The sequence below is a fragment of the Sphingomonas japonica genome (genome assembly GCF_006346325.1).
Lineage (GTDB): Bacteria > Pseudomonadota > Alphaproteobacteria > Sphingomonadales > Sphingomonadaceae > Sphingomonas > Sphingomonas japonica.
On sequence record NZ_VDYR01000001.1, the window covers coordinates 1,506,182 to 1,531,964 of the forward strand.

A 25,783-nucleotide genomic window follows, 5' to 3' on the forward strand; every position below is an offset into this window, starting at 1 on the left:
ATAGCTTCTTATTCTGCAAGTTCGCTATTGAGAGCCGTTCGCATTGTCAACGCTATTGCGAGTTACTTTCACCTGTGTCGCAAGTCAGCAGCCAGCTGCGTAGCGCGCTGGCCAGATTCGGGGGATCGTCCTTGGCGATGCGAAGCGCGTCGATCGCCGCAATCAGGGCGTTGAGCGGAAGCGCCCGCGACGCCGCCTGCGCTTCCAGCCGCGCCCAGAAGATCGGCTCGAGGCTAATCGACGTCGCATGCCCGGCGATCGTCACCGAGCGTTTGACCGGGCCATGAAAGCCGCCCGGCGGCGGCTCGATCTGCGTCACTCTGCGTCGAACAGATCGGCGAGCTGGTCGACCATCGTCCCGGCGAGCTGCTCGGCGTCCATGATCGTCACAGCCTTTTGATAATAGCGGGTGACGTCGTGGCCGATGCCGATCGCGACGAGCTGCACCGGCGATTTCTTTTCGATCCAGCCGATCACCTGCCGCAGATGGCGTTCCAGATAGCTTCCCGAATTGACGCTGAGCGTCGAATCATCGACCGGCGCGCCGTCGGAGATCACCATCAGCAGCTTGCGCTCCTCCGGCCGCGCGATCAGGCGGCTGTGCGCCCATAGCAGCGCCTCGCCGTCGATATTCTCCTTGAGCAACCCTTCGCGCATCATCAGGCCGAGCGATTTCTTGGCCCGCCGCCACGGTTCGTCGGCCTGTTTGTAGAGGATGTGCCGCACGTCGTTGAGCCGCCCGGGCTGCGCCGGGCGCCCCGCCGCCAGCCACGCATCGCGTGCCTGGCCGCCCTTCCAAGCGCGCGTCGTGAAGCCGAGGATTTCGGTCCGCACGCCGCAGCGCTCCAGCGTCCGAGCGAGGATATCGGCACTGATCGCCGCGATCGAGATCGGCCGCCCGCGCATCGATCCGGAATTGTCGATCAGTAGCGTGACGACGGTGTCGCGAAAATCGGTATCGCGCTCGACCTTGTACGAAAGCGACTGCATCGGGTTGATGACGACCCGCGCCAGTCGCGCGGCGTCGAGCAACCCTTCTTCCTGATCGAAATCCCACGAGCGGGACTGCTGCGCCATCAGCCGGCGCTGGAGGCGGTTCGCAAGTTTGGTGACCGCACCCTGCAGATGCACCAGCTGCTGGTCGAGATAGGCACGCAGCCGCGTCAGTTCCTCCTCGTCGCACAGTTCGGTGGCGGCGATCTCTTCGTCGAACGCGGTGGTGAAGGCGTGATACTCGAACAGGCCGGAAGGGTCGTGCCACGGACGATTGGGGCGGACGGGCATCATCCCCTCCTCGCCCTCGTCGCTCATCTCACCATCGGAATCGTCGAAGCTGTCGGATTGCTGATCCTGGCCCTGACCTTCCTCGGTGTCGCCTTCGCGCTGTTCGCCGCGTGCCTCGACCTCGCCGTCGCCCTGCCCCTCGCTACCCTCGTCGTCGCTGTCCCCCTCGTCCTGCTCGTCGGTGCCTTCGTCTTCGCTGCCGCCGTCATCGGCGTCGTCGGGGACGAGGTCGCCTTCGGTCAGGTCGAGATCCTCGAGCAGATGCCCGACCAGCTTTGCAAAGGCATGCTGATCGTCGATCGCCAGCGCCAGCGCGTCGAGATCGCGCCCGCCCTTGTCCTCGATCCAGTCGGACACGAGCGCCATCGCGGGGGCGGTGCTGGCCGGGGCAGACTTGCCTGTCAGGCGCTCGCGTACCTTGAGCTGGATCGCCGTCGATAGCGGCACCTCATTGGCGTTGCGCGCCCGCGCCATCGGGTCGGAACGCAGCCGCATCTCGAGCGCGCGATCGAGATTGTCGCCGATCCCGACATAGCCGCGCGATCCCAGCGCCTCGATCCGCGCCGTCTCGACCGCGTCGTACACGGCGCGCGCAACCGCTTCCTTGGGCGCGCCGCGCTGATGCAGCGCGGTGTCGTGCAGCCGCAGCCGCAGCGCAAAGCCGTCGGCGAAGCCGCGTGCCTCCGCCACTTGGTCGGCGGGTAATTGCCGCGCGGGCATCGGCACCTTGATATTGCGCCCGACCTGCGTCGGCGCATCGGCCGTGAAGGCAAGTTCGACCTCCGCCTCGCCCGACAGCGCGCGCGCGGTGCCGCCTAGGACGGATTTGAAGCGGTCGAGGGGGGAGTCGGTAGTCATTCCCAGAGCACCTTGCAGCCGAAGCGCGAAATCTCGCGATCACGCGTGATGACCGTCAATCCCTCGATCAGCGCTTGCGCGGCGATCAGCCGGTCGAAGGGGTCGCGGTGCACGCCAGGCAACAAGCCCGCATGCCGAGCGTGAACATAGGAGATCGGAAGCTGGGTGAGCGCGTCGCGGCTGACCAGTTCGTCGAACCGCTCCAGCGGTTCGCGCATCACATCGAGCCTGCCGATGCGCACCTTGATCGCGATCTCGAGCGCTGACACGGGACTGACAAACACCGTTTGGGACCGCGCCTTGATCGCTTCGATCGCGCGTCCGGGCAGCGCCCGGTCGTCGAGCCACCACCAGAGCAGGGCATGCGTATCGAGCAGATAGGACAAGACCGTCAGAAGCCTTCGGCTTCAAACCGATCCAGTTCTTCATCGGTAAAGTTTGGTTCGAACCAGATATCGCTTGGCACCTGATCGCGCAGATGCGCAAGACGACCGGGTCGACGCAGATCCAACCCAATCCCGGCGGCAGGGTCCAGCGGCATCAGCCGAGCCATCGGCGCACCCGCCTTCGCCAGCACGATTTCCTCGCCCGCATGGGCACGATCGATCAGCTTCGACAAATTTGTCTTGGCATCGTGGACATTGTAGACTTTGTGCGGATCGGCCTCGGCCATCGCTCACCTCGATAGTGGACTAAGTCAGGTTAGCCCGGCTCTTGCCCAATCTCAACTCTTTCCAACCACGCTCTCCGGCAAATCCTTCCCGAATACCCGCTGGTAATATTCGGCGACCAGCGATCGCTCCGCCTCGTCGCACTTATTGAGGAACGACAATCGGAATGCGAAGCCGACGTCGCCGAAGATCAGCGCGTTCTGCGCCCAGGTGATTACCGTGCGCGGGCTCATCACCGTCGAGATGTCGCCGTTGACGAACCCCTTGCGCGTCAGGTCGGCGACGCGGACCATGTTATCGACCGCTTCCTTGCCGCCGGGCTTGTCATACTCGCCCGACTTGGCGAGCACGATCTGCGCCTCTACCTTGGCCGGCAGGTAATTGAGCGTGACGACGATGTTCCAGCGGTCCATCTGGCCCTGATTGATCTGCTGCGTGCCATGATACAGCCCGCTCGTGTCGCCCAGCCCGACCGTGTTGGCCGTGGCGAACAGTCGGAAATGCGGGTTGGGACGGATCACGCGGTTCTGGTCGAGCAGGGTCAGCTTGCCCTCCGCTTCCAGCACGCGCTGGATCACGAACATCACGTCGGGACGGCCGGCGTCATATTCGTCGAACACCAAAGCGGTCGGCGTCTGCAGCGCCCAGGGCAGCAAGCCTTCGCGAAACTCGGTGACCTGCTGGCCGTCGCGGAGCACGATCGCATCGCGGCCGATCAGGTCGATGCGGCTGATATGCGCGTCGAGGTTGATGCGGATGCACGGCCAGTTCAGCCGCGCGGCAACCTGTTCGATGTGCGTCGACTTGCCGGTGCCGTGATAGCCCTGCACCATCACGCGGCGATTATGCGCGAACCCGGCACAGACCGCGAGGGTGGTGTTGCCGTCGAACACATAGGCCGGGTCGAGATCGGGCACGCGCTCATCCGCCTCGCTGAACGCGGGGACTTCCATGTCGCTGTCGATGCCGAAAACGTCCCGCACCCTGACCATCTTGTCGGGCGCATCGAGGATCGTCGTCTCGCGGCTGTCGGGCTGGGTGTTCGAAAGTTCGTTCATGGGTGCTGCAGTTCCGCCGGGTGGTTCGGAGGGCGACATAGGCGTTTGCGCGTCCGAAACAAAGCACTCGCGCGTCAGCCGGCTGCGATGATCTTGTCCGGAAGCGCGAACAGATCGACGAACCTTGCGGCGAGGCTGCGGTCTCCCGACAGACGCAGGCTGCCCGCCGCCTCGGCGACGGAGAAGGGCATCTTGCCATAGATCAGGGCAGCAAATGTCGTCGGATCGGTGTCGAACACGACATCGGCCGCATCGGCATCACCGCGCTCGATCGCGAGTTCGTCGCGCGACAGCCGCCCGATGAAGCGGTCGGCGCCAAAGCGGAACGCCAGCGTCATTTCCAGGTCCCCGCGATCGGGGGCGATCATGGTGCGCAGCGACAGCATCGCCGATACGGGAGAGAAGGACAGCGTCGGATCATGGAGCGGCGAGCGCGTCGCCCACCGCCCCATCGTCTGGAAAATGGGTTCGGATTCATACCCCCAGGGCGTCAGTTCATAGACCTGCACTGGGACCGGCGGCGGCAGCTTGCGCCGCACCACGATGCCCGACCGCTCGAGCCCCTCGAGCCGCTGGGTCAGGATATTGGCGCTGATGCCGGACAGGCTGGCTCGCAATTCTGAAAAACGACGCGGCCCCAGCATCAGCTCGCGCATCACTAGCAACGACCAGCGCTCTCCTACGAATTCGAGTGCCAGCGCCGTCCCACAAGCGTCATCATACCAGCGCCTTGGCTTAGCTTCAGCGATTTCCGTTCCCTTTTGTAACTTCATGGTTGCTTTTTATAACTTCGCTTGGCATCACGGTCAACGTCAGCGAATCGATGACTGCGAAAGGAAATTGCGATGACTGAAACGCGCTTCGCGAAGATGCGGGGCCCGGCTCGCAGCTTCCTGATCGGCCTCGCAACCTTCGCGGTCACTGCCGTAGCCATTGCCTCGCAGCCCACGACGGCTGCCCTGATCTTCGCCTGATCTGAAAGGAGCCGTCATGCCGATCGATCCGAATTCCGACATCCGCATTACCGCTTTCGACTGGGTGCCCGATTTCGCGCGGGGACAGGTCCGCGACCTGCGTGTCCGATGGGCGCTGGAAGAAGCCGGGCGCAGCTACCGTGTCCGCACGCTGAGCGCGATGGCCGAGCGCCCGGCCGACTATTATGCCGAACAGCCGTTCGGACAGGTGCCGAGCTATCGCGACGGCACCGTCGAGCTGTTCGAAAGCGGTGCGATCGTGCTGCATATCGGCGAAACCAGCGACGCGCTGCTCCCGATCGACGCACAAGGGCGCGCCCGCGCCATGGCGTGGAGTTTCGCGGCGCTCAACAGCGTCGAGCCGTTCGTGATGCAGTTGGGCACGATCGACATTTTCGAGAAGGATGCGGAATGGGCGCGGCTGCGGCGACCCGGCGTCATCGAGATGATCGATAAGCGGCTGCTGCGCCTGTCCGATGCGCTGGGCGAGCGCGACTATTTCGAAGACCGCTTCACCGCAGGCGACTTGCTGATGACCAGCGTATTGCGCAATCTCGACGGCAAGGGGCTGGTCGAGTCCTATCCCAATCTCGCCGCGTGGAAGGCGCGGTGTGAGGAACGCCCCGCGTTTGTCGCGGCGCTTGCGGCGCAGCTCGCCGATTTCCGCGACGCGCCCGCGTCCGTGAGTGGAGAACAGCCATGAACGGCATTCCCAACGAACTGACGATCGAGCGCCGCATGGCCGTCCCGCGCGACGCGGTGTGGCGCGCCTGGACCGAGCATGCCACCGAATGGTTCTGCCCGCTGCCGTGGAAGGCGCCGGAGGTCGAGATGGATCTGCGCCCCGGCGGGATCTCGCGCGTCCGCATGGTCGGACCTGAAGGCGAGGAGATGAACCTCACAGGCGTCATCCTTGAGGTCGTGCCCGGCGAGCGGGTGGTGTCCACCGACGCGATCGCGCCCGGCTGGGTGCCGCAGACGGCGTTCATGATCTCGGTCACCGAATTCATCGCCGATGGCGATGGCACGCTGTACCGCGCCAGCGCCCGCCACTGGACCGACGAAGCGCGCCAGCAGCACGAAGCGATGGGCTTCCACGAGGGCTGGGGCAAGGTCGCCGAACAGCTCGAAGCCGTCGCACGTCGTATCGCCTGAGCAAACCAGAGGAGAGAGCGCATGACCTATGTCGATGGCTTCGTGGTTCCGGTGCCGACCGCGAACAAGGACGCGTATGTGAAGCACGCCGAGGCAGCATTGCCGCTGTTCAAGGAGTTCGGTGCGACGCGCATGGTCGAGGGCTGGGGCGACGACGTACCGCATGGAAAGGTCAACGACCTTTGGACGACGGTCGCAGCCGACGACAGCGAGACCGTGATGTTCTCGTGGATCGAATATCCCGACAAGGCGACGCGCGATGCCGCGGGCCAGCGGCTGATGACCGACCCGCGCATGAAGCAATTCGGTGATAGCATGCCGTTCGACGGCAAGCGCATGATCTATGCCGGTTTCGAAACCGTCAGCGATGCGGGCCAGGCGACGGGCACCGGCTATATCGACGGCGTGGTCCTGCCGCTGCCGACCGACGCGCGCGAAGCCTATCGCAGCTTTGCACAGGCCTGCGCGGCGGTGTTTCTCGAACATGGCGCATTGCGCGTGGTCGATGCGGTCGGCGACGACGTGCCCGACGGCAAGCACACCGATTTCAATCGCGCCATCCATCGCCAGGACGGCGAGACGGCCGGCTTCGGCTGGGTCGAATGGCCCGACAAGGTGACCCGCGACGCCGGCTGGGAAAAGGTCATGGCCGATCCGCGCATGCACGGCCAGGATGCACCGTTCGACGGCAAGCGCATGATGTTCGGCGGGTTCATCCCCGTCGTCGACGCATAAGGAGGGGGTGATGGCCAATCCGCATGGAACGCCGGTCTGGTACGAATATCTCGCCGACGACGCCGATGCGGCGCAGCGTTTCTACGCTGACGTCCTCGGGCTCGACGCCACCGACAGCGGCATGCCCGGCATCGACTATCGCCTGCTCGCCGCGCCCGATGGCGCGCAGGTCGCCGGCCTGATGAAGCGTCCCGACGGCATGGGCGACGGGCCAGTATGGCTCACCTATATCGGCGTCGACGACGTCGATGCTGCCGCGGCGAAGATCACCGAGCAGGGCGGCGCGATCCACATGCCGCCGACGACGATGCCGGGTGTCGGCCGCATGGCGATGGCGACCGATCCGCAGGGGCACGCTTTCTATATCATGCGCGGCGAAGGCGATCAGGACAGCACCAGCTTTCGCAGCAGCGATCAGGCGTCGCCGGGGCATGTCGTGTGGAACGAGCTTACCGCACAGGATCAGGATGCGGCGCTGGCATTCTATGCCGACCTGTTCGGCTGGCGGCACGAAGGTGCGATGCCGATGGGACCGCTTGGCGACTACAAATTCGTCCATGTCGGCCGTATTTGCCTCGGCGCGACGATGAACAGCTTCCCGGGAGCCCGTCCCGGATGGCAACCGTACTTCATGGTATCGGACATCGACGCAGGCGCCGCGCGTCTGACCGTCGGCGGCGGCACGATCGTCCAGGGGCCGGACCAGATCCCCGGCGGCGACTATTCGGTCGTTGCGCAGGACCCGTATGGCGCGCGGTTCGGGCTGGTCGGTCCGCGGCTGAAGGAGAGCGCGGCATGAGCAAGCTGATCACCTGCCTGTGGTTCGACCAGGGCCAGGCGCGTGAGGCCGCGCAGTTCTACGCTGCGACCTTCCCCGACAGCGCGGTCGGCACTGGCCAGCCCTCGCCCGCCGACAATCCGTCGACCCGGGCAGGCGAGGAACTGACCGTCAAACTCACGGTGCTCGGCCGCGCCTTCATCGGCCTGAATGGCGGTCCGAACTTCACGCCGAACGAGGCGGTCAGCTTCATGGTACTGACCGAGGATCAGGCCGAGACCGACCGCTACTGGAACGCGATCGTCGAGAATGGCGGCGCAGAGAGCGCCTGCGGCTGGTGCAAAGACCGCTGGGGCTTTTCGTGGCAGATCACGCCGCGGGCGCTGATGCAGGCGATGGCCAATCCCGACCGGGCAAAGGCCAAGGCGGCGATGGAAGCGATGATGACGATGAACAAGATCGACGTGGCGGCGATCGAGGCGACGCAGGGCTAACGACCTTCCAATTCCGTTGGCTTGTTCCAGGCATTCTTCATCGGGCTGCGCGCCCCTCACGCGAACGCCGCGGCACCCTTGAGATGCTGGTACGCCGCGATCACCTCCTGCAGCCGCGTCTCGTGGCTGCGGTCGCCGCCGTTCCTGTCGGGGTGGAAACGGCGAACGAGATCGGCATAGCGCTGGCGCAATGCCCGGCGGTCGGCATCCAGCGGCAGCCCGAGCGTGCGCAGCGCGTCGCGGTCGGCGCCCGACACCACGCGCCCGTCGGCACGCGGACGCTGCTCGGCCATCTTCTCGCGAAACCGCGCGCCGATCGCGTCGAGCGGATCGGAAAAATCAGCCCAGCGCGGCGGCCGGTCCGCCCCGGCGCTGGCGAACGCCCGCGTTTCCCGCTCCCAGCCCGAATAGGGCCTTTGCGCGTCATGGATCTCATCGGGGCTCATTCCGGTGAAGAAATTATACCGCGCGTTAAATTCACGGACATGATCGAGACAGAAGAAGCGGTACGGCCCCGGGCCGTCGGCGGTGCGCAGATGTTCCGCGGGCGGCGCCCGGAACTCGCCCGCTTCGACGCAGCCAGGATGGTCGCATGCATGCCCGTTGGTTTCCACGCGGCCGTGAAAGCGGCTGTTCGGTCGATCTTTCGGCTGGCTACGCGCCACGTCACTCCCCAGGCTCGGACAAACCGCCTATATAGTCGCGATGACCGACACCGCCACCGCCCCGCTGGCCGATCTGATCGCCGCCCGTCTCACCCTTGCGCTAGCCCCCACCCGCCTCTCCGTCTCCAACGACAGCGCGCAGCATGCCGGACATATGGGCGACGACGGCACGGGTGAAAGCCACTTCTCAGTCGAGATCGAAAGCGCCGCCTTTGTCGGCCAGAGCCGCGTCGCGCGCCAGCGCATGGTCAACCACGCACTCGCCGACCTGCTTGCCGCGCGTATCCATGCGCTGGCGATCCGCGCCCGCGCGCCGGGAGAGTAAGCATGGCGTACGACCTGTGGTACTGGCCGACGATCCAGGGGCGCGGCGAGTTCGTGCGGCTGCCGCTCGAGGCCGCCGGCATCGAGTATAACGACTGCGCGCGCGTCCACGGCGCCGATGCACTGGTCAAGCGGCTGAATGCACAGAGCGGGCGCACGGCCTTTGCACCGCCCTGGCTCGAGGACGACGAGCTAATTATCGCGCAGACGCACAACATCCTGGCGTATCTCGGCGACAAGCATCACCTCGCTCCCTCGGATCGCGAGGACCGGCTGTGGATTCACCAGTTGATGCTGACCATCGCCGATTTGGTCGCCGAAGTGCATGCGGTCCATCATCCGGTCGGCACCAGCGACTATTACGAGGATCAGAAGCCCGAAGCCGTGCGTGCCGCTGCGCAGTTCCGCGCCGAGCGCATGCCCAAGTTCCTGAACCATTTCGAACATGCCACCGATGCGCATGACGGCCCGTGGTTGATCGACCATCGCTGGACCTACGCCGACCTCGCGCTGTTCCAGATCGTCGAAGGGCTGCGCTACATGTTCCCCAAGCGGATGGCGACGCTCGAGCGCGATCTGCCGCGGTTGGTGGCGATGCGCGATCTGGTCGCCGACCTGCCCGGCATCAGGGCGTATCTGGCGAGCGACCGCCGCCTGCCGTTCAACCAGGACGGCATTTTCCGCCACTATCCGGAGCTCGACGCGGCATGACCAATGACGACCTGATCCTGCAGACGATCCTGCCGGTCACCCACGACCTCGGCGGGTTCAAGGTGCATCGCACGCTGCCGTCGCGGCCGCGCACGATGATCGGGCCGTTCATCTTCTTCGATCAGATGGGGCCGGCCGATCTGGCCATCGGCGACGGCATCGACGTGCGCCCGCACCCGCATATCAACCTGTCGACCGTCACCTATCTGTTCGCCGGGGCGATCGGACATCGCGATTCGGTCGGCAGCGACATCGTCATCGAACCCGGCGCGGTCAATCTGATGACCGCCGGCAGCGGCATCGTCCATTCCGAACGCTCGCCTGGAGAGGAGCGTGCAAAGGGTCCGGCGCTGTTCGGTATCCAGACCTGGCTGGGCATGCCCGAAGCGGCCGAGGAGATGGACCCGGCGTTCGAACATGTCGGCCGCGGCGACTTGCCGGTGATCGAGGGCGACCGCGCGCGCTCCCGGATCATCATGGGGTCGCTGTGGGGCCAGACCGCGCCGACCACCACCTATGCGCAGACCATCTATGCCGACATCGCGCTGTCGCCCGGCGGCAGCGTGCCGATCGACGACAGTGCCGATGAGCGCGGCGTGTATCTGGTCGAGGGCGATGCGGCGCTCGACGGATTGCCGCTCGACCCGACGACGATGGTCGTCTTGCGCCCCGGCATCACTGCGACGCTCCGGTCGGAGCGGGGGGCGCGGGTGATGCTGTGCGGCGGCGAGGCGTTCGCGACGCCCCGCCACGTTTGGTGGAACTTCGTGTCGTCGAGCCGCGAACGCATCCAGCAGGCCAAGGAAGACTGGAAGGCGGGCCGCTTCGCCAAGGTGCCGGGCGACGACAAGGAGTTCATCCCGATCCCCGAAGTGCCCAAGACGGTGAGCTATCCGTGAGCGACCTGCACCGCATTCCCCTCGCCACCGGCGTCAGCCTGGACGTGGCCACCGCCGGCGACCCCGCCGCACCAGCGCTGTTCTTCCTCCACGGCTTTCCCGAATCGCATCGCACCTGGCGGCACCAGCTACCGGAATTCGCTCGCAGCCATTTTTGCGTCGCCCCCGACCAGCGCGGGTTCGCGCGGTCGGACAAGCCCGGCGGTATCGACGCCTATACCCCCGACAGGCCCGTCGCCGACCTAGTCGCTCTTGCCGACCATTTCGGCATCGATCGCTTCACGCTCGTCGGCCACGACTGGGGCGGCGCGATCGCGTGGATGGCGGCGCTCCAGCATCCCGACCGGATCGAGCGGCTCATCATCCTCAACGCCCCCCACCCGCAAATCTTCCAGCGGACCCTCCTCGACGACCCTGCGCAGCGCGCCGCCAGCCAGTATATCCGCGCGTTCCGCAACCCGGATCTCGAAAAGCACATCGATGCGATCGGGCTCGCGGCGTTCTTCGACACGTCCTTTGCGAAGCACGTCGATCGCGCCCTGCTTGCCCCGGAGAAGGCAGCCTATCTCGACGAATGGGGGCAGCCCGGCGCGCTGACGGCGATGCTCAACTGGTATCGCGCAAGCGCGATCGTGGTGCCTGCGCCGGACGAGCAGGTCGAACGCCCGGCATTCGTCGATGCGCCGTTCCCGCCGATCGCGATGCCGACGCTCGTGATCTGGGGAATCAGGGACGGCGCACTGTTGCCATGCCAGTTGAACGGACTGGAAGCGGTGGTTCCCGACCTGACGGTCGAGCGGATCGATGCAGGCCATTTCGTGCCGTGGGAAGCACCCGAGGCGGTCAACGCGGCGATGCGGGCCTGGCTGACCGCTAGACCGTAAAGCTCTCTCCGCAGCCGCACGCACCCTTGGCGTTGGGATTGGCGAAGACGAAGCCGGCGGTGAAATCGTCCTCGACCCAGTCCATCATACTGCCGATCAGGTACAGCACCGATCCGCCATCGACGAAGAACAGCCCGCCCGGCGTTTCGATACGCTCGTCCATCGGATCGGCGGCGGTAACGTAATCGACCGAATAAGCGAGACCGGAGCACCCGCGCCGCGGAGTCGACAGCTTAACGCCGATCGCTCCTTCGGGCGCGCGCGCCATCAACGCGGCGATCCGCGCCTCCGCCGCCGGCGTCAAAAGAATCGCGGCCGGTCGCGTACGGGTTGTGGTCATCGTCATCGTCATCTCCATGCCCGCAGCTGCAACGGGTAGGGGTGCGGATTTCTTCCCCAAGGCCGCACCCCGCTTTTCCGGTCCCGGCGCCCCATCCCCTCCGGTGGTGCCGGGACCATCCTACAGCATCCCCAATTCGAGCTTTGCGTCGTCCGACATCTTCTGCGGATCCCAGGGCGGGTCCCAGACCAGATTGACCTCGGCATGGCCGACGCCCGGTACCGCGCCGACGCGCAGCTCGACTTCCATCGGCATCGATTCCGCGACCGGACAATGCGGAGTGGTCAGCGTCATCGTCACCACCGCATGGCCGTCGTCGGTCACTTCGACGCCGTAGATCAGGCCGAGATCGTAAATGTTGACCGGAATCTCCGGGTCGAAAATGTCCTTGAGCGCGGCAATGATCGCTTCATAGACTTCGCCGCCCGGCTCGCCCGCTCCGACGCCCTGCGGCTTCTGGGCCAGGAACCCGTCGAGATAGTCGCGCTCGCGCGGAAGCTCCGCATCGCTGACGCGCGCCTTGGGCGGCGCTGCGACCGCGTCGACCTGTTCGACAATGACCTTGCTCTGTTCGTTCATCCGAAAATCTTTCGTACCCGTTCGAGGCCGCGCACCAATGCCTCTACATCGGCCAAGCCGTTATACACGCCGAAGCTGGCGCGCGCCGTCGCGCTGACGCCGAGAATCTCCATCAGCGGCTGAGCGCAGTGGTGGCCGGCGCGGATCGCGACCTTTGCCTCGTCCAAGATGGTGCCGACGTCGTGCGGATGCACCCCCTCGACCTCGAAACTGACGATGCCCGCTGCGTCCTCGGGTCCGAACAATCGCACGGAATTGAGCTGGCCGAGCGCCTCGCGCGTGGCCCCGACCAATGCGGTTTCGTGCGCATGAATCGCATCGAGGCCGATACCTTCGACATAGTTGATCGCCGCATGCAGCCCGAGCGCGCCGACGATGTGCGGCGTCCCCGCTTCGAACCGCGCGGGCGGCGGAGCATAGGTGGTGCCCGAAAACGCCACCTTGTCGATCATCGCGCCGCCACCCTGATATGGGGGCATCGTGTCGAGCAGGTCCGCTTTGCCCCACAGCACGCCGATGCCGGTCGGGCCGTATAGCTTGTGGCCCGAGAACACGTAGAAATCGCAATCGAGCGCGCCGACGTCAACGCGCATGCGCGGCACCGCCTGACACCCGTCGAGCAGCAGCCTGGCACCGACCGAATGCGCCAGATCGGCGGCGCGGCGGGCGTCGAGCACCGATCCCAGCACGTTCGACACATGCGCCAGCGCGACCAGCTTGTGGGCCGGGGTCAGCATCGCCGCCATCGCGTCGAGATCGATGCGGTGATCGGCCGTCAGCGGGACGACGTCGATCGCCGCGCCCACCCGGTCGGCGACCATCTGCCACGGGACGATGTTCGAGTGATGCTCCAGCGCGGAGAGCAGGATGCGATCGCCGCTCTTGAGCTGCGTTCCCGCCCAGCATTGCGCGACAAGGTTGATCCCTTCGGTCGCACCGCGAACGAATACGCATTCGTCCACCTGCCCGCCGATGAAGTCCGCCACCCGTCGCCGCGCCGCTTCGTACGCACGCGTCATGTCGGCCGAGCGCTGGTACACCCCGCGATGAACGGTGGCATAGGTGGTGTCATAGCCGCGCGTGATCGCGTCGATCACCGCCTGCGGCTTCTGCGCGGTGGCGGCGGTGTCGAGATAGGCCCAGCCGTCGGGAATCGCGGGGAAATCCGCGACCCGGTCGAGCGGACGGGCGGCGGTCGCGACGCTCATGCCAGCACCGCGCGCGGGGTGAAGTGGAGAAAGTTCACAGTGTCGCACGCCATTTGCCAACCGCCGCCAGCGCCCGTGCGATCGGGCGAGCGGCGGGGGGCGAGCGAAGCCATCCGCTCCCGATACCAGACGCGTCCGGTGTAGGACAGCATCACAGCGCCGCGTCCAGCCATGCTTCGGCGTCGGCGGCGAACGCCTCGCGCACGGCATCCTCACCGATCCGGTCGATCGCGTCGGCGACGAACGCGCGCGTCATCAGCGCCTTGGCCCGCGCCTCCGGGATGCCGCGCGATTGCAGGTAGAACATCGCCCGCTTGTCGAGTTCGCCCACGGTCGCGCCGTGCGCGCACTTCACGTCGTCGGCAAAGATTTCCAGCTCGGGCTTCAGATTGACCGTCGCGGTGCGGTCGAGCAGCAATCCGCGCAGCGATTGCACGCCATCGGTCTTCTGCGCGCCGCGCGCGACATCGACTCGCGCGGCAAGGCTGGCAGCGGACAAGTCGGCGGCAACCGCGCGCCACGTCTGGTTGCTCGATCCGTGCAGCGCCTCATGCCGCACCGTGACCGCGCATTCCTGACGCTGCTCACCGCGCGTCAGTAGCGCGCCGCCCAGCTCGGCATAGCCGCCGTCACCGGTCACGCGCAGCGTCCCGTCGATGCGGCTGCCCATCCCGCCCGCGCCGAGGAACACGCTGACCAGGCTCGCCGCCTTGCCGATCTCGGCTTCCTCGCGCAGCGACACGAAGCCGCCGGCCTGCACGATCCGCACCGAGCGCATCAGCCGCGCGCCTTCGCCGAGCTCGATCCGGGTCAGACGATTGGCCCAGCCGGCGCCGACGAACGTCTCGACGATGCTCGCCACGGCATCGGCGGCAAGCACGATGCGGCCCGGCACATGACTTTCGCCGCCCGTGCCGACATGGACGATCTGAATGCCGGTCACCGCCTGCTCGCGTGCCAGCGTCAGCGACCAACCGGTGCCCGACGTGGCGTTGCCGAGCGGATGATCGGTCGCCGCGTCAATCGTCTCGATCACGACCACGCCGGGGGTGCTGGCGGAGGCATCGAACACGCCATCGACGAACACCAGCCGCGGGCCCTCGATCGGCAGGAAATGCGCAGACGCGTTGGCGGACCCCGCCCGCGGCGCAGCCCGCGCCGCTTCTAGCGCATCCAGGTCGGCCCAGCGCCAGGCTTCGGCGCGGCGCGAAGGAAGCGTCAGTGCGTTCACGCCGCCACCGCGCCATAACCTTCGCGCTCGAGCTCGACCGCGAGGTCCGGCCCGCCGGTGCGGGTGATGCGGCCGTCTGCCAGCACATGCACGAAATCGGGCTGCACATATTCAAGCAGCCGCTGATAGTGGGTGATCAGGATCACCGCCTTGTCCGGCTTGCGCAGGATGCGGTTGATGCCGTCGCCGACGATGCGCAGCGCGTCGATGTCGAGCCCGCTGTCGGTTTCGTCGAGGATCGCGAGGCGGGGGTCGATGATCCCCATCTGCACCATCTCGTTGCGCTTCTTCTCGCCGCCCGAAAAGCCGACATTGACCGGGCGCTTGAGCATTTCCTGATCCATGCCGAGCGCATCGGCTTGGCTCCGCGCGAGCTTGAGGAAGTCGCCGCCCGACAGCGGAGCTTCGCCGCGCGCCTTACGCTGCGCGTTTAGCGCCTCGCGCAGGAACTGGACGTTCGAGATGCCGGGAATCTCGACCGGATACTGGAAGCCGAGAAACAGGCCGGCGGCAGCGCGCTCGTGCGGTTCCATCTCGAGCAGGTCGTCGCCGTCGAACGTCACCGATCCCTCGGTCACCTCATAGGCATCGCGCCCGCCAAGCACGTAGCCGAGCGTCGACTTGCCCGCGCCGTTCGGCCCCATGATCGCATGCACCTCGCCCGCGTTCACGGTGAGGGTAAGACCCTTGAGGATCGGCTTGCCGTCGATCTCGGCGTGGAGGTTTTCAATCTTGAGCATTTAGTGACCAGTTCATTCCATTTTCGCCCCGACGCAGTCCGACCTGACGCAAGATAACGTTGATGTGTTCCGAGTCGCCGGTGGTGCGAGCCGCTTCGAATGCATCCATCAGCCCAGCGGCAGATAGGCGTTCGTTTACGGTCATAGCGGCATAATCACGCATACCACCAACCGTCACCCCGGACTTGGTCCGGGGTCCACTCCTCGGCTTGCGCAGCCGTTGATTGTTGCACGGTGGATGCCGGAACAAGTCCGGCATGACGGGTAGCAATGGGCGCGTCGGTCATCCAACCGAGCCCTCGAGCGAAATCCCCAGCAACTTCTGCGCCTCGACCGCGAATTCCATCGGCAGTTGCTGCAACACTTCCTTGGCGAACCCGTTGACAATGAGCGCCACCGCACTCTCCGCATCCAGCCCACGCTGCATCGCGTAGAACATCTGGTCTTCGCTGATCTTCGACGTCGTCGCCTCATGCTCGATCTGCGCGCTCGGATTGCGCACTTCGATATACGGCACGGTATGCGCGCCGCACTGGTCGCCGAGCAGCAGTGAATCGCATTGGGTGAAGTTGCGCACGCCCTCCGCCCCCGGAGCCACGCGCACCAAGCCGCGATAGGTGTTGTCCGACCGCCCGGCCGAAATCCCCTTCGACACGATCGTCGAGCGCGATCCCTTGCCGTTGTGGATCATCTTGGTGCCGGTATCGGCCTGCTGGCGGTTGTTGGTGACCGCGACCGAATAGAACTCGCCGACCGAGTTCTCGCCATTGAGTACGCACGACGGGTATTTCCAGGTCACCGCGCTGCCGGTCTCGACCTGCGTCCACGACACCTTGCTGTTGCGACCCTGGCACAAGGCGCGCTTGGTGACGAAGTTGTAGATGCCGCCCTTGCCGTTCTCGTCGCCGGGATACCAGTTCTGGACGGTCGAATATTTGATCTCGGCATCGTCCAGCGCGACCAGCTCGACCACCGCGGCATGGAGCTGGTTCTCGTCGCGCATCGGCGCAGTGCAGCCTTCGAGGTACGACACGTACGCGCCCTTGTCGGCGACGATCAGCGTGCGTTCGAACTGGCCGGTGTTTTCGGCGTTGATGCGGAAGTAGGTGCTCAGCTCCATCGGGCAGCGCACGCCCTCTGGAATGTACACGAAGGTGCCGTCGGAAAAGACCGCGCAGTTGAGCGTCGCGAAATAATTGTCGCGCATCGGGACGACCTTGCCGAGCCACTTGCGGACGAGGTCGGGATATTCCTTGATCGCCTCGCTGATCGAACGGAAGATCACGCCCGCCGCTTCCAGCTCCTTGCGGAACGTCGTTGCCACCGACACGCTGTCGAACACCGCGTCGACTGCGACCTTGCGCGCGCCCTCGACCCCGGCGAGCACCTTCTGCTCCTCGATCGGGATGCCGAGCTTTTCGTAGACGCGCAGGATTTCGGGATCGACTTCGTCGAGCGAGCCCAGCTTCGGCTTGGCCTTGGGCTCCGCGTAGTAATAGGCGTCCTGATAATCGATCGGGTCGATCTGCAGCTTGGCCCAGTCGGGCGCCTCCATCGTCTGCCATAGCGCGAACGCCTTTAGCCGCCAGTCGAGCATCCATTGCGGCTCGCCCTTCTTGGCGGAAATGAAGCGGACGGTGTCTTCGGTCAGCCCCTTGGGCGCGAAGTCCTGTTCGATGTCGGAATGGAAACCCCATTCATATTCGCGGTTGACCGCGGCATGGGCTTCGGCGTTCTTGGTAGCCATCATATTTCCCCGACCGCGACGCGGTCCAATTGAAGAGTCCTGTTCGCCAATTGCGTCAGCGGCACCGCGGCAAGCGCGCCGCGGACGATGCCGTTGACGCCGTTCCAATGCGGCCGGACATGGCACGTCCCCTCGACCGCGCAGTCATGCGCACCGTGATCGACGCACGCCGTCAATGCGATCGGGCCTTCGATCGCCTCGACGATGTCCGCAAGCGAAATCGCGGCAGGCGGACGCGCTAGCCGGAATCCGCCGCCGGTTCCGCGCGCGCTCTCGATCAACCCCGCCGCCGACAAGCGGCTGACCAGCCGCTGCACCGTCGGCAGCGGCAGGCCGGTCTCCCCGGCGAGCAGCGTCGCGTTGAGCCGGCCGGCCGCACCGCAATGGCGCGCGGCAGCGCTCATCATCACCACGGCATAATCGGCTTGGGCAGTCAGGCGCATGGTTTCCAATCGGAACGATTTCGTCCGATTGCATGTGGGGCCGCGAGATGCCGGCGTCAACCGGTGGGTGGCGGCTCAGGTGTCGCTGATGATCGGCGGAACCTGGCCGTGGAGCGCAGTGCGCTGGCTGATCGTCAGCTGCGACAATGCGGTCGGCGCATCGTGCAGCTGGGTGGGGGTCATGCCGGTGAACTGCTTGAGTTCGCGGATCAGGTGCGACTGATCGTAGAAGCCGTGCTCGAGCAGGTCGTCGAGGCTTTCCTGATGCGTGGCATAGGCGACCGCCGCCCTGAGCGCGCGATATTTACGGGCGAGCAATTTGGGCGGCGCGCCGTACAGCGCGTTGCACCTGCGCTCCAGCTGGCGCGCCGAAAGACCCGTGTGTGCCTCCAGCTGATGGACGTCGGGGGAAGCCGATCCGGCCAGCCAGGCGTCGACCACGGTGCTGAACACGCTCGACCGCATATCGGCCGCGACGAACACGGCGATCATCTCCTCGGCGATCACGACCTTGGCGTCGATCGTATCCGCCGCCGCCAGCCGGTCGGCAAAGGTCGAGACGCCCGGCCCCAGCACCTCGTGCGCGTCGAGCACGCGGTTGGCGCAGGCCGCGGCACTGATCCCGAACATCCCCGCCCAACCGAGCGGGGTCACTCCCATCCCGAATGCGTCGACCGGGCCGATCGCGCTCGATCGCACCGATCCGGTGGTCGGGCCGACGATATGGACCGGCGGCGCGTCCTGTTCGTGCCCGTCGGGGAAACAATAGCGGCTTGCCCCCGCCGACAATCGAAAGCGCAGTTGCGCATGGTCGGCGCGTTCGACATCGGCAAATTCGGGAAGGTCGGCGCGAAAATGATAGAACAGGGTCACGTACGGTGCCGCCGCCTCACTCGGCACGCGATAGTCGAGGCGGATCGCGTCGCTCACCCGGCCCGCGCCAATGGCTGCTCGACCGGCGCCACTTGCTGGAGCTCCTGAAAGGCGCCGGGCTGGAGCGTCAAGGCCAGAACGGGGTCGATCCGGCTGGCGATGCTCCCCGGCGTGTGCCCGGTAAAATGCCGGATTTCGCGGATCATGTGCGACTGGTCGTAGAATTGGTCGGCAACCCGGCGCGGAGCGGCACCATCCAGCAGCTGCGACGCGGCGCGCAGCGCGCGAAACTTGCGTTCGAGCAGCTTGGGCGGTGCGCCGAAATACTGGTTGACCAGCCGCACCACCTGTCGCGGCGACCACGGCACGGCATCGAACAATTGCCCGACATGGATCGGATCGTCGGGGTCGGCGCCGTCGCGCACCAGCCATGCACGGACCGCTTCGCACAGCCGCTGATGCTCGCTCGCCACCGGGCGTGCCCGCCGGTGCAGGAACTGCTCCACCAGAGGCACCATGTCGCCGATCGCGTCGATCCCGCGCAGTGCATCGAGCAGCGCGAGCCCGCCGGGGCCGAACAACGCACCGCCGTCGGTGACATGGTCGGCACGTTCATGGGCGGGAATCTGCACCAGCGAATACCAGCCTACCGGGCGCAGCGCGACGCCGAAGCAATGGAACGGGCCGTCGACGCGGTAGGCAGCCGCACCGGTGCCGGGGCCGTTGATCATGATCGGCGTCGATGCTTCGCGATGCCCCTGCGCAAAGGTCAGCGTGCCTTGGCCGCGCAGCATGAAGCGGATCTGACCGACATCGGCGCGCTCGATCCCCTCGACCACGGCGTCGTCGCATCGATAGAGATAATAGGTCGAAACCAGCGGAGCGAGGTATGCCGATGGCGCTGCGAAGTCGAGCTGCACAGGTCGCCCCCCGTTCGATCTGGAAAGCATCGCCCCCGATGCATGGTTCCAGACGAACGCTAGCGTACACCAATATGTAGTAAATGAAAAGATATCGCGACGCCCGCCCGGGACCGGAATGTCAGAAAAGGGTGGCTCGAACACCGAGATATTCGAGCCACCTGAGGTGCAAGGTCCCCCCGTTGAAAGGAACCTCTTGGGTCGCCCTGTCGCGATAGGGGGCCGGGCTGATTCGGTCTTGGACGAATCCGACAATCACGCGCAATCGGCCCATTTTGACGCAGTCTTCGCGTGCTGGCATGGCGATCGCCCATGACGAACCCGAGTCCCGTTCCGTTTCCCCGGTCGATGCTGTTGCGGATCGAAGCCGAGCGCGCGCATCGCTTGACCATCCGCGCACTGGCCGCATGGGGCGCGGCGCGCGCACCGCTCGCGCCCCGGCTATCGATGGGTCCGGCGGTCACCATCGCCGGGCTGGCGTTCCCCAACCGCCTGGGGCTTGCCGCTGGCGTCGACAAGGATGCCGAGGCGATCGACGGTTTGCTGGCGCTGGGCTTCGGGCATGTCGAGGTGGGGACGCTCACGCCCCTGCCCCAGCGCGGCAATCCCCGGCCACGGCTGTTCCGGCTGGTCGAGGATGCAGGCGTCATCAATCGCATGGGGTTCAACAATCGCGGCATCGACGCGGCGCTGCCCCGCATCGCGGCGGCGCGGCGGCGCGGCGTGGTCGGGGTCAATGTCGGCGCCAACAAGGATTCGGCCGACCGCGTCGCCGACTACGCCGCCGGGGTGCGCAAGGCCGCGGGCGTTGCCGACTATGTCACGATCAACGTCAGTTCGCCCAACACGCCGGGGCTGCGCGACCTGCAAGCGCAGCCTGCGCTCGGTGAATTGCTGGCGATCTGCAGCGATGCCCGCGCGCTGGACGGCGGAGCGCGGCGGCCCCTGTTCCTCAAAGTCGCACCCGATCTCGACCGCGCGGCGCTCGCCGCCGTGATCGACGCGGCAGTCGCCTGCGGGATCGACGCACTGATCGTCGCCAACACCACCATCGCCCGGCCTGCAGGCCTGCGTTCGATCAACGCGCACCAAGCCGGCGGGCTGTCGGGCGCTCCGCTTGCCGAACTCTCGCGCGCCAAGCTGGCACAGGCGCTCGAGATCGCCGACGGCGCGATTCCGATCGTCTCGGTCGGCGGCATCGCTTCTCCGCAGGAAGCGCTGCGGCGAGTCGAGATGGGCGCGGCGCTGGTCCAGCTCTATTCGGGGCTGGTCTATCAGGGCCCCGGACTGGTCGCGCGGATCGTGCGCGAGTTGCAACGGCTTCCCGACCCCATCAATCCCGGCTAATCCGTGCGGTGATGAAAAGACTCTTTCTCACGCTCGCCCTGTTGCTCCTCGCGCCGGTGGCGCATGCGCAGGGCGTCGTCGCATCGGCCGATCCGCGCGCGACGCAGGCGGGCCAGGCGATGCTTCGCCAGGGCGGCAGCGCCACCGACGCGGCCCTCGCGATGATGCTGGCACTCACCGTGGTCGAGCCGCAATCGAGCGGGATCGGCGGCGGCGGGTTCTTCCTCCATCACGACGGCGCGCGCGGACTGATCGAATCGATCGACGGCCGGGAAAAGGCACCGGCCGCCGCCACCCCCACCCGCTTCGTGGCCGCCGACGGCACGCCGATGGGCTTCATGCAGGCGGTGCCCGGCGGCAAATCGATCGGTGTTCCCGGCAACATCCGGCTGGCGGCGATGGCGCATGCCAAATGGGGCAAGCTCGACTGGGCGGCGCTGTTCGCGCCCGCGATCGCGCTTGCCGAGGACGGCTTCGTCGTCACCGCACCGCTGCACGGCTCCGCTGCGATGCTGGCGCAATACTGGTCCGACTTCCCCGAGATCGCCGCGCTCTATGCGCCGGGCGGCAAGGCCGTCGAGGAAGGCGCGCGGGTCCGCAACCCTCGACTGGCGCAACTGCTGAAGGACATCGCCGCGCGCGGCCCCGACGCCTTCTATTCGGGCGACCATGCCAAGGCGATCGTCACCGCGGCCACCACCGCCCGGCACAACCCTTCCGACATGACGCTCGCCGATCTCGCCGCGTATGAAGCGAAGGAACGCCCGCCGGTATGCGGCGGATATCGCGGCTATACGGTGTGCGGAATGGGTCCACCCTCGTCGGGGGCGACCACGGTGCTGCAGATGCTCGGCATGATCGAGCGGTTCGACATCGCCAAGCTGGGCAAGGAGTCGCCGCAGGCCTGGCACCTGCTGGGGGAGGCGATGCAGCTCGCCTATGCCGATCGCGAGAAATATCTCGGCGATCGCGATTTCGTCAGCGTCCCCGTCGCCGGGCTGATCGACCCGCGCTATCTGGCGCAGCGCAGCCAGGCGATCCGCCCGAACGCGGCGCTGCGCAGCTACCGGCCCGGCACGCCCCCCGGCGCAGAGCCGCGCACCGCCGCGGTCCAGTCGGAAGTGCCCTCGACCACCCATTTCGTTGCGGTCGATGGTGACGGCAACATGGTCAGCATGACGTCGACCGTCGAAGGGCCGTTCGGCAGCCAGGTCGTCGCGCAGGGCATGGTGCTTAACAACGAACTTACCGACTTCACCTTCGCGCCCGAGAGGGACGGCGCGCCGGTCGCCAACCGGGTCGAGCCCGGCAAGCGCCCGCTGTCGTCGATGTCGCCGACGATCGTCTATGGCCGCGACGGAAAGCCGCTGCTCGCGCTGGGTTCGGCGGGGGGCAAGCGCATCATCATGCACGTCGCCAAGACATTGGTCGGCATCCTCGACTGGGGGCTGAGCGCCGAGGATGCGATCGCGCTGCCCAACCTCTATTTCGACAAGGACGGCCTGATGATCGAGGACAGTCCCGCCGGAACCGCGCTGGCGGCCGGCATCGCCCGCTTTGCCCCGGCGCGCGCCGCGGACCTCGGATCGAAGCTCACCGCGCTGGAGAAGACTCCGCAAGGCTGGCGCGGCGCCGCCGATCCGCGCAGCATCGGAACCGCCCTAGCGCAATGACATTGGACCACCGGGAGCGATAAGCCCGGGGTCACCCCCAGGAGAGACGATGCGCCAGCTCGAACATTTCCCCAATCTCGTGACGATGTTCTTCACGCGCGCGCGTGAAAAGGGCGATGCGCCGTTCCTGTGGCGCAAGCAGGGCGGCAAGTGGCTGTCGATCAGCTGGGCCGATGCCGCGCGCCAGGTGGCGTCGCTGTCGGCGGGGCTGAAGGCGATCGGATGCCAGCCCGGCGACCGGGTGATGCTGGTCAGCGAGAATCGCCCCGAATGGTGCATTTCCGACCTGGCGATCATGGCGGCGGGATGCGTCACCGTGCCGACCTATGTCACCAATACCGAGCGCGACCATTTCCACATCATCGAGAATTCGGGCGCGCGAGTGATCATCGTGTCGACCGCCAAGCTCGAGCGGGTCATCGTCCCGGCCGCACTCCGCGCCTCCAGTCCGCAGGCGATCATCGGCATGGAGCCGTTCCGCACCGCGCAGTCCGGGTCGATCGACTTTCACGACTGGCAGGCGCTGATCGACGCCAACCCGGCCGATCCGGTGGCGGTCGAGGCCAATGCGACCTTCGCGCGCGAGGATCTGGCCTGCATCATCTATACCAGCGGCACCGGCGGAAGCCCACGCGGCGTGATGCAGCATCACGGCGCGATCCTCCACAACGTCTATGGCTGCTGCAAGGTGATTTCTGAGGATTTCGGCTGGGGCGACGAAGTGTTCCTGTCGTTCCTGCCGCTCAGCCACGCCTACGAACATTCGGGCGGGCAGCATTTCCCGATCGGGCTGGGCGGGCAGATCTATTACTCCGAAGGCTTGGACAAGCTGGCGAGCAATATCGAGGAAGTCGGCCCGACGATCATGGTTGTGGTCCCGCGCCTGTTCGAGGTTCTGCGCGCGCGCATCGTCAAGGCCGTGGAGAAGCAGGGCAAGCTCTCCGCCTATCTCCTGTCGAGCGCGCTGGCGATCGGCACCCGCGCGGAGAAGAAAGGCGGGGTCGCGCTCACCGACCGGCCGATGGACCTGATCCTGTCCGCGCTGCTCAAGCCCAAGATCGCCAAGCGTTTCGGCGGGAGGTTGAAGGCGATGGTGTCGGGCGGTGCGCCGCTCAATCCCGACGTCGGCAATTTCTTCCAGTCGCTCGATCTGACGCTGCTCCAGGGCTATGGCCAGACGGAGGCGGCGCCGGTGATCTCGTGCAACCGCCCCTCGGTCGGGCTCAAGATGGATACCGTCGGCCCGCCGCTCGCCAATACCGAGGTGCGGATCGCCGAGGACGGCGAGATCCTGGTCCGCGGCGAATTGGTCATGCACGGCTATTGGCGCAACGAAGCCGAGACCGCGCGCGTGCTCAGGGACGGCTGGCTGCACACCGGCGACATCGGCGAGATCGACGCCAAGGGCCGGATCAAGATCACCGACCGCAAGAAGGACATCATCGTCAACGACAAGGGCGACAATGTCGCGCCGCAGAAGATCGAGGGGATGCTGACGCTCCAGCCGGAGATCGTCCAGGCGATGATCTATGGCGACCGCCGTCCGTACATGGTCGCGGTGCTGGTGCCCGACCCCGAATGGACGCAGGAATTCTGCGCCAAGAGCGCGACCGGCTGCAACTTCGAAAAGCTGCGCCACGACCACCACTATCGTACGGCGCTCGGCGCGGCGGTCGAACGCGTCAACAAGGACCTGTCGGTGACCGAACGCGTCCGCCGTTTCATCCTCGCCGACGCACCGTTCGCGATCGAGAACGAGCAGCTGACGCCGAGTTTGAAGATCCGGCGGCACGTTCTGAAGCAGGTCTATGGGGAGCGGCTGGACGCGCTCTACAAGAATTAGGACGGCGGCGCTTCGGCGGGCCGACGGCTCGCCAGGAACGGCTTGGCCAGGCCGTGGTACAGCCGCTCCCGGCAGACGAGCGTACTGACGAGGTCGGCGATCAGCGCGGTCGCGAACAGCGGGATGATGAGCCCGCGACTGGCGGTGGTTTCGGTGATGATGATCACCGCGGTCAGCGGCGCGCGCACGACGCCGACGAAATAGCCGATCATACCGAGCAGGATGATGGGTCCGGCCGGACTGCTCGGAAACAGCCCGGTCAGCAGGTTGCCGAGCCCGGCGCCGACCGCCAGCGACGGCGCGAACACCCCGCCCGGAGCTCCGCTCAGTGCGGTGACAAGCGAGGCGACGAACTTGGCGGGTCCGAACCAGAGGGGCTGCGCCACTCCCTCGACCATCAATCGGGTCACTTCATAGCCGGTGCCCCACGTCGCGCCGCCGGTGATGATGCCGAGCAGCGCCGCGACCAACCCGCACGCGGCGGCCAGCGTCACCGGCCGCGCCTTGAGATAGCGGGCCCAGGCCGCACCGGGCGCCAACATCGCGAGAATCGCCCGGCTGAACAGGCCGCCGGTCAGCCCGCCGGCAATGCCGGCGATCGGCGTGACGATCAGGATCGTGCCAACCGCCAGCGTCTGGCGCATCGCGCCGAAATAGACGTAGTCGCCCGCAATGCCGAGGCTCACCAATCCGGCGATCATCACCGCCGCCATTACCAGCACCGCGACCTTTTGTTCGTAGGCGGCGGCGAGTTCCTCGATCGCGAACGCCACGCCGGCAAGCGGCGTATTGAACGCCGCGGCGACACCGGCCGCGCCGCCGGCGATCACGACACCAGCGCTGATCGGTACGCGCAGTACCCGGTGGATCGCGACCATCAGCGCCGCGCTCAGCTGCACCGTCGGCCCCTCGCGCCCGACCGATCCGCCGGCGCCCAGCATCGCCAGCGTCAGTCCGATCTTGGCAAGCCCGGCGCGTAGCGAAACCAGCGGATCGCGGCCAGCCGGATCGGGATCGCGCGATGCGGCGATGACCTGCGGGATGCCCGAGCCGCGCGCTTCGGGAAGCCAGCGCAGCGTCACCCACACCACCGCGGCGAATGCCGTCGGCGTCAAAAGCAGGGGCAGATAGGGAAAGGCGCGTGCCAACCGCATGAAGCCGTGCTGCGCCTGATCGCCGAGTTCGGCGAACGACAGCGCCGCCAGCCCCAGCGCGATCGCGCCGACACCGGTGGCGATGCGCCGGCCGACGACGGGGATCGCGGCGACCGTCGCCTGCTGTCCGGCATCGGCAGCATCGCGGACATTGCGGAACCAGCCGAAGCGTTTCGAACCCATGCCGCCCTTTGG

General features: G+C 66.4%; 31 protein-coding genes. 13 read left to right on the top strand and 18 right to left on the bottom strand.

All coding sequences use genetic code 11. From position 1 onward, the window contains the following. Positions 1 to 52: 52 nt before the first annotated feature. The 6 genes from FHY50_RS07440 to FHY50_RS07465 form a co-directional block, all read right to left on the bottom strand. Positions 53 to 319, bottom strand: a complete 267-nt coding sequence (locus FHY50_RS07440) for a ribbon-helix-helix domain-containing protein (protein ID WP_140047853.1) — start codon at positions 317 to 319, stop codon at positions 53 to 55. Continuing rightward, on the bottom strand, positions 316 to 2,142 hold the full coding sequence (cobT, locus tag FHY50_RS07445; protein ID WP_140047854.1) for a cobaltochelatase subunit CobT: 1,827 nt from the start codon (positions 2,140 to 2,142) through the stop codon (positions 316 to 318). The genes FHY50_RS07440 and cobT overlap by 4 nt, the downstream gene beginning before the upstream one ends. Further along, entirely contained in the window at positions 2,139 to 2,528 is a 390-nt protein-coding gene (locus FHY50_RS07450) for a type II toxin-antitoxin system VapC family toxin (RefSeq protein ID WP_140047855.1), read from the bottom strand. Before FHY50_RS07450 ends, cobT begins: the two co-directional genes overlap by 4 nt. 5 nt (positions 2,529 to 2,533) lie before the next feature. Continuing rightward, positions 2,534 to 2,815, bottom strand: a complete 282-nt coding sequence (locus FHY50_RS07455; RefSeq protein ID WP_140047856.1) for a type II toxin-antitoxin system Phd/YefM family antitoxin — start codon at positions 2,813 to 2,815, stop codon at positions 2,534 to 2,536. A 51-nt stretch (positions 2,816 to 2,866) separates the two neighbouring features. Continuing rightward, positions 2,867 to 3,871: a cobaltochelatase subunit CobS gene (gene cobS / locus FHY50_RS07460; RefSeq protein WP_140047857.1), complete on the bottom strand. Its 1,005-nt coding sequence runs from the start codon at positions 3,869 to 3,871 to the stop codon at positions 2,867 to 2,869. 74 nt (positions 3,872 to 3,945) lie between these two features. After that, positions 3,946 to 4,644, bottom strand: a complete 699-nt coding sequence (locus FHY50_RS07465) for a winged helix-turn-helix transcriptional regulator (protein ID WP_140047858.1) — start codon at positions 4,642 to 4,644, stop codon at positions 3,946 to 3,948. Positions 4,645 to 4,716: 72 nt separating this feature from the next. Here FHY50_RS07465 and FHY50_RS14465 point away from each other — a divergent pair, with 72 nt between their 5' ends. Genes FHY50_RS14465 through FHY50_RS07490 form a run of 6 tightly spaced genes read left to right on the top strand, consistent with a single transcriptional unit; the run spans position 4,717 to position 8,007 of the window. Further along, positions 4,717 to 4,845, top strand: a complete 129-nt coding sequence (locus tag FHY50_RS14465) for a hypothetical protein (RefSeq protein WP_279588112.1) — start codon at positions 4,717 to 4,719, stop codon at positions 4,843 to 4,845. 16 nt (positions 4,846 to 4,861) lie between these two features. Further along, a complete protein-coding gene (locus tag FHY50_RS07470) occupies positions 4,862 to 5,548 on the top strand; it encodes a glutathione S-transferase family protein (protein ID WP_140047859.1) in 687 nt (228 codons plus the stop codon). Continuing rightward, positions 5,545 to 6,000, top strand: a complete 456-nt coding sequence (locus tag FHY50_RS07475) for an SRPBCC family protein (protein WP_140047860.1) — start codon at positions 5,545 to 5,547, stop codon at positions 5,998 to 6,000. Before FHY50_RS07470 ends, FHY50_RS07475 begins: the two co-directional genes overlap by 4 nt. Before the next feature lie 21 nt (positions 6,001 to 6,021). Further along, the gene (locus FHY50_RS14530; protein ID WP_140047861.1) at positions 6,022 to 6,735 is read left to right on the top strand and encodes a DUF1428 domain-containing protein; all 714 of its coding nucleotides are present in this window, start codon (positions 6,022 to 6,024) and stop codon (positions 6,733 to 6,735) included. A gap of 10 nt (positions 6,736 to 6,745) precedes the next feature. Next, positions 6,746 to 7,534 carry a VOC family protein gene (locus FHY50_RS07485; RefSeq protein WP_140047862.1) on the top strand — a complete coding sequence of 263 codons (789 nt, stop codon included), beginning with the start codon at positions 6,746 to 6,748 and terminating at the stop codon, positions 7,532 to 7,534. Further along, a complete protein-coding gene (locus FHY50_RS07490) occupies positions 7,531 to 8,007 on the top strand; it encodes a VOC family protein (protein ID WP_140047863.1) in 477 nt (158 codons plus the stop codon). The genes FHY50_RS07485 and FHY50_RS07490 overlap by 4 nt, the downstream gene beginning before the upstream one ends. Before the next feature lie 56 nt (positions 8,008 to 8,063). On the opposite strand, the gene FHY50_RS07495 is transcribed toward FHY50_RS07490, so the two are convergent. Then, positions 8,064 to 8,672 (bottom strand): J domain-containing protein, encoded by a 609-nt coding sequence (locus FHY50_RS07495; protein ID WP_140047864.1) that lies wholly within the window; start codon positions 8,670 to 8,672, stop codon positions 8,064 to 8,066. 40 nt (positions 8,673 to 8,712) lie between these two features. Between FHY50_RS07495 and FHY50_RS07500 the strand changes: the two genes are divergently transcribed. From FHY50_RS07500 to FHY50_RS07515, 4 genes are read left to right on the top strand one after another with little or no spacing between them, the layout of a single operon-like run. Next, entirely contained in the window at positions 8,713 to 8,997 is a 285-nt protein-coding gene (locus FHY50_RS07500) for a BolA family protein (RefSeq protein ID WP_140047865.1), read from the top strand. 2 nt (positions 8,998 to 8,999) lie between these two features. Beyond that, positions 9,000 to 9,707, top strand: coding sequence for a glutathione S-transferase (locus FHY50_RS07505; RefSeq protein WP_140047866.1), 708 nt, complete (start codon positions 9,000 to 9,002; stop codon positions 9,705 to 9,707). Then, the gene (locus tag FHY50_RS07510; RefSeq protein WP_140047867.1) at positions 9,704 to 10,606 is read left to right on the top strand and encodes a pirin family protein; all 903 of its coding nucleotides are present in this window, start codon (positions 9,704 to 9,706) and stop codon (positions 10,604 to 10,606) included. Before FHY50_RS07505 ends, FHY50_RS07510 begins: the two co-directional genes overlap by 4 nt. Then, a complete protein-coding gene (locus tag FHY50_RS07515) occupies positions 10,603 to 11,490 on the top strand; it encodes an alpha/beta fold hydrolase (protein WP_140047868.1) in 888 nt (295 codons plus the stop codon). The genes FHY50_RS07510 and FHY50_RS07515 overlap by 4 nt, the downstream gene beginning before the upstream one ends. On the opposite strand, the gene FHY50_RS07520 is transcribed toward FHY50_RS07515, so the two are convergent. From FHY50_RS07520 to FHY50_RS07560, 10 genes are all read right to left on the bottom strand, one after another. Beyond that, complete coding sequence (locus FHY50_RS07520) at positions 11,480 to 11,836, bottom strand: HesB/IscA family protein (RefSeq protein WP_180345097.1); 357 nt, start codon at positions 11,834 to 11,836, stop codon at positions 11,480 to 11,482. The two genes, FHY50_RS07515 and FHY50_RS07520, sit on opposite strands and share 11 nt — an antisense overlap. Positions 11,837 to 11,950: 114 nt before the next feature. Next, the gene (locus FHY50_RS07525; protein WP_140047869.1) at positions 11,951 to 12,409 is read right to left on the bottom strand and encodes an SUF system Fe-S cluster assembly protein; all 459 of its coding nucleotides are present in this window, start codon (positions 12,407 to 12,409) and stop codon (positions 11,951 to 11,953) included. Next, on the bottom strand, positions 12,406 to 13,617 hold the full coding sequence (locus FHY50_RS07530) for a cysteine desulfurase (protein WP_140047870.1): 1,212 nt from the start codon (positions 13,615 to 13,617) through the stop codon (positions 12,406 to 12,408). Before FHY50_RS07530 ends, FHY50_RS07525 begins: the two co-directional genes overlap by 4 nt. Continuing rightward, positions 13,614 to 13,769: a hypothetical protein gene (locus FHY50_RS14210; RefSeq protein WP_166745397.1), complete on the bottom strand. Its 156-nt coding sequence runs from the start codon at positions 13,767 to 13,769 to the stop codon at positions 13,614 to 13,616. The genes FHY50_RS07530 and FHY50_RS14210 overlap by 4 nt, the downstream gene beginning before the upstream one ends. Then, entirely contained in the window at positions 13,769 to 14,848 is a 1,080-nt protein-coding gene (locus FHY50_RS07535) for a SufB/SufD family protein (protein WP_140047871.1), read from the bottom strand. Before FHY50_RS07535 ends, FHY50_RS14210 begins: the two co-directional genes overlap by 1 nt. Continuing rightward, positions 14,845 to 15,588, bottom strand: coding sequence for a Fe-S cluster assembly ATPase SufC (gene sufC / locus FHY50_RS07540; protein WP_140047872.1), 744 nt, complete (start codon positions 15,586 to 15,588; stop codon positions 14,845 to 14,847). Before sufC ends, FHY50_RS07535 begins: the two co-directional genes overlap by 4 nt. Positions 15,589 to 15,871: 283 nt before the next feature. After that, positions 15,872 to 17,335, bottom strand: a complete 1,464-nt coding sequence (sufB, locus tag FHY50_RS07545; RefSeq protein ID WP_140047873.1) for a Fe-S cluster assembly protein SufB — start codon at positions 17,333 to 17,335, stop codon at positions 15,872 to 15,874. Continuing rightward, on the bottom strand, positions 17,335 to 17,778 hold the full coding sequence (locus tag FHY50_RS07550) for an RrF2 family transcriptional regulator (RefSeq protein ID WP_140047874.1): 444 nt from the start codon (positions 17,776 to 17,778) through the stop codon (positions 17,335 to 17,337). The genes sufB and FHY50_RS07550 overlap by 1 nt, the downstream gene beginning before the upstream one ends. 75 nt (positions 17,779 to 17,853) lie before the next feature. Next, the gene (locus FHY50_RS07555; protein WP_140047875.1) at positions 17,854 to 18,708 is read right to left on the bottom strand and encodes a helix-turn-helix domain-containing protein; all 855 of its coding nucleotides are present in this window, start codon (positions 18,706 to 18,708) and stop codon (positions 17,854 to 17,856) included. Next, positions 18,705 to 19,571, bottom strand: a complete 867-nt coding sequence (locus tag FHY50_RS07560) for a helix-turn-helix transcriptional regulator (RefSeq protein ID WP_166745398.1) — start codon at positions 19,569 to 19,571, stop codon at positions 18,705 to 18,707. Before FHY50_RS07560 ends, FHY50_RS07555 begins: the two co-directional genes overlap by 4 nt. Positions 19,572 to 19,883: 312 nt before the next feature. On the opposite strand from FHY50_RS07560, the gene FHY50_RS07565 reads away from it, so the two are divergent. Genes FHY50_RS07565 through FHY50_RS07575 form a run of 3 tightly spaced genes read left to right on the top strand, consistent with a single transcriptional unit; the run spans position 19,884 to position 24,434 of the window. Further along, a complete protein-coding gene (locus tag FHY50_RS07565) occupies positions 19,884 to 20,918 on the top strand; it encodes a quinone-dependent dihydroorotate dehydrogenase (RefSeq protein ID WP_140047877.1) in 1,035 nt (344 codons plus the stop codon). An 11-nt stretch (positions 20,919 to 20,929) separates the two neighbouring features. Continuing rightward, entirely contained in the window at positions 20,930 to 22,591 is a 1,662-nt protein-coding gene (gene ggt / locus FHY50_RS07570) for a gamma-glutamyltransferase (protein WP_166745399.1), read from the top strand. Between the two features lie 49 nt (positions 22,592 to 22,640). Beyond that, a complete protein-coding gene (locus FHY50_RS07575) occupies positions 22,641 to 24,434 on the top strand; it encodes an AMP-dependent synthetase/ligase (RefSeq protein WP_140047879.1) in 1,794 nt (597 codons plus the stop codon). Here the strand turns inward: FHY50_RS07575 and FHY50_RS07580 are convergent. Next, the gene (locus FHY50_RS07580) at positions 24,431 to 25,771 is read right to left on the bottom strand and encodes a chloride channel protein (RefSeq protein ID WP_140047880.1); all 1,341 of its coding nucleotides are present in this window, start codon (positions 25,769 to 25,771) and stop codon (positions 24,431 to 24,433) included. The genes FHY50_RS07575 and FHY50_RS07580 overlap by 4 nt on opposite strands. Positions 25,772 to 25,783 lie beyond the last annotated feature (12 nt).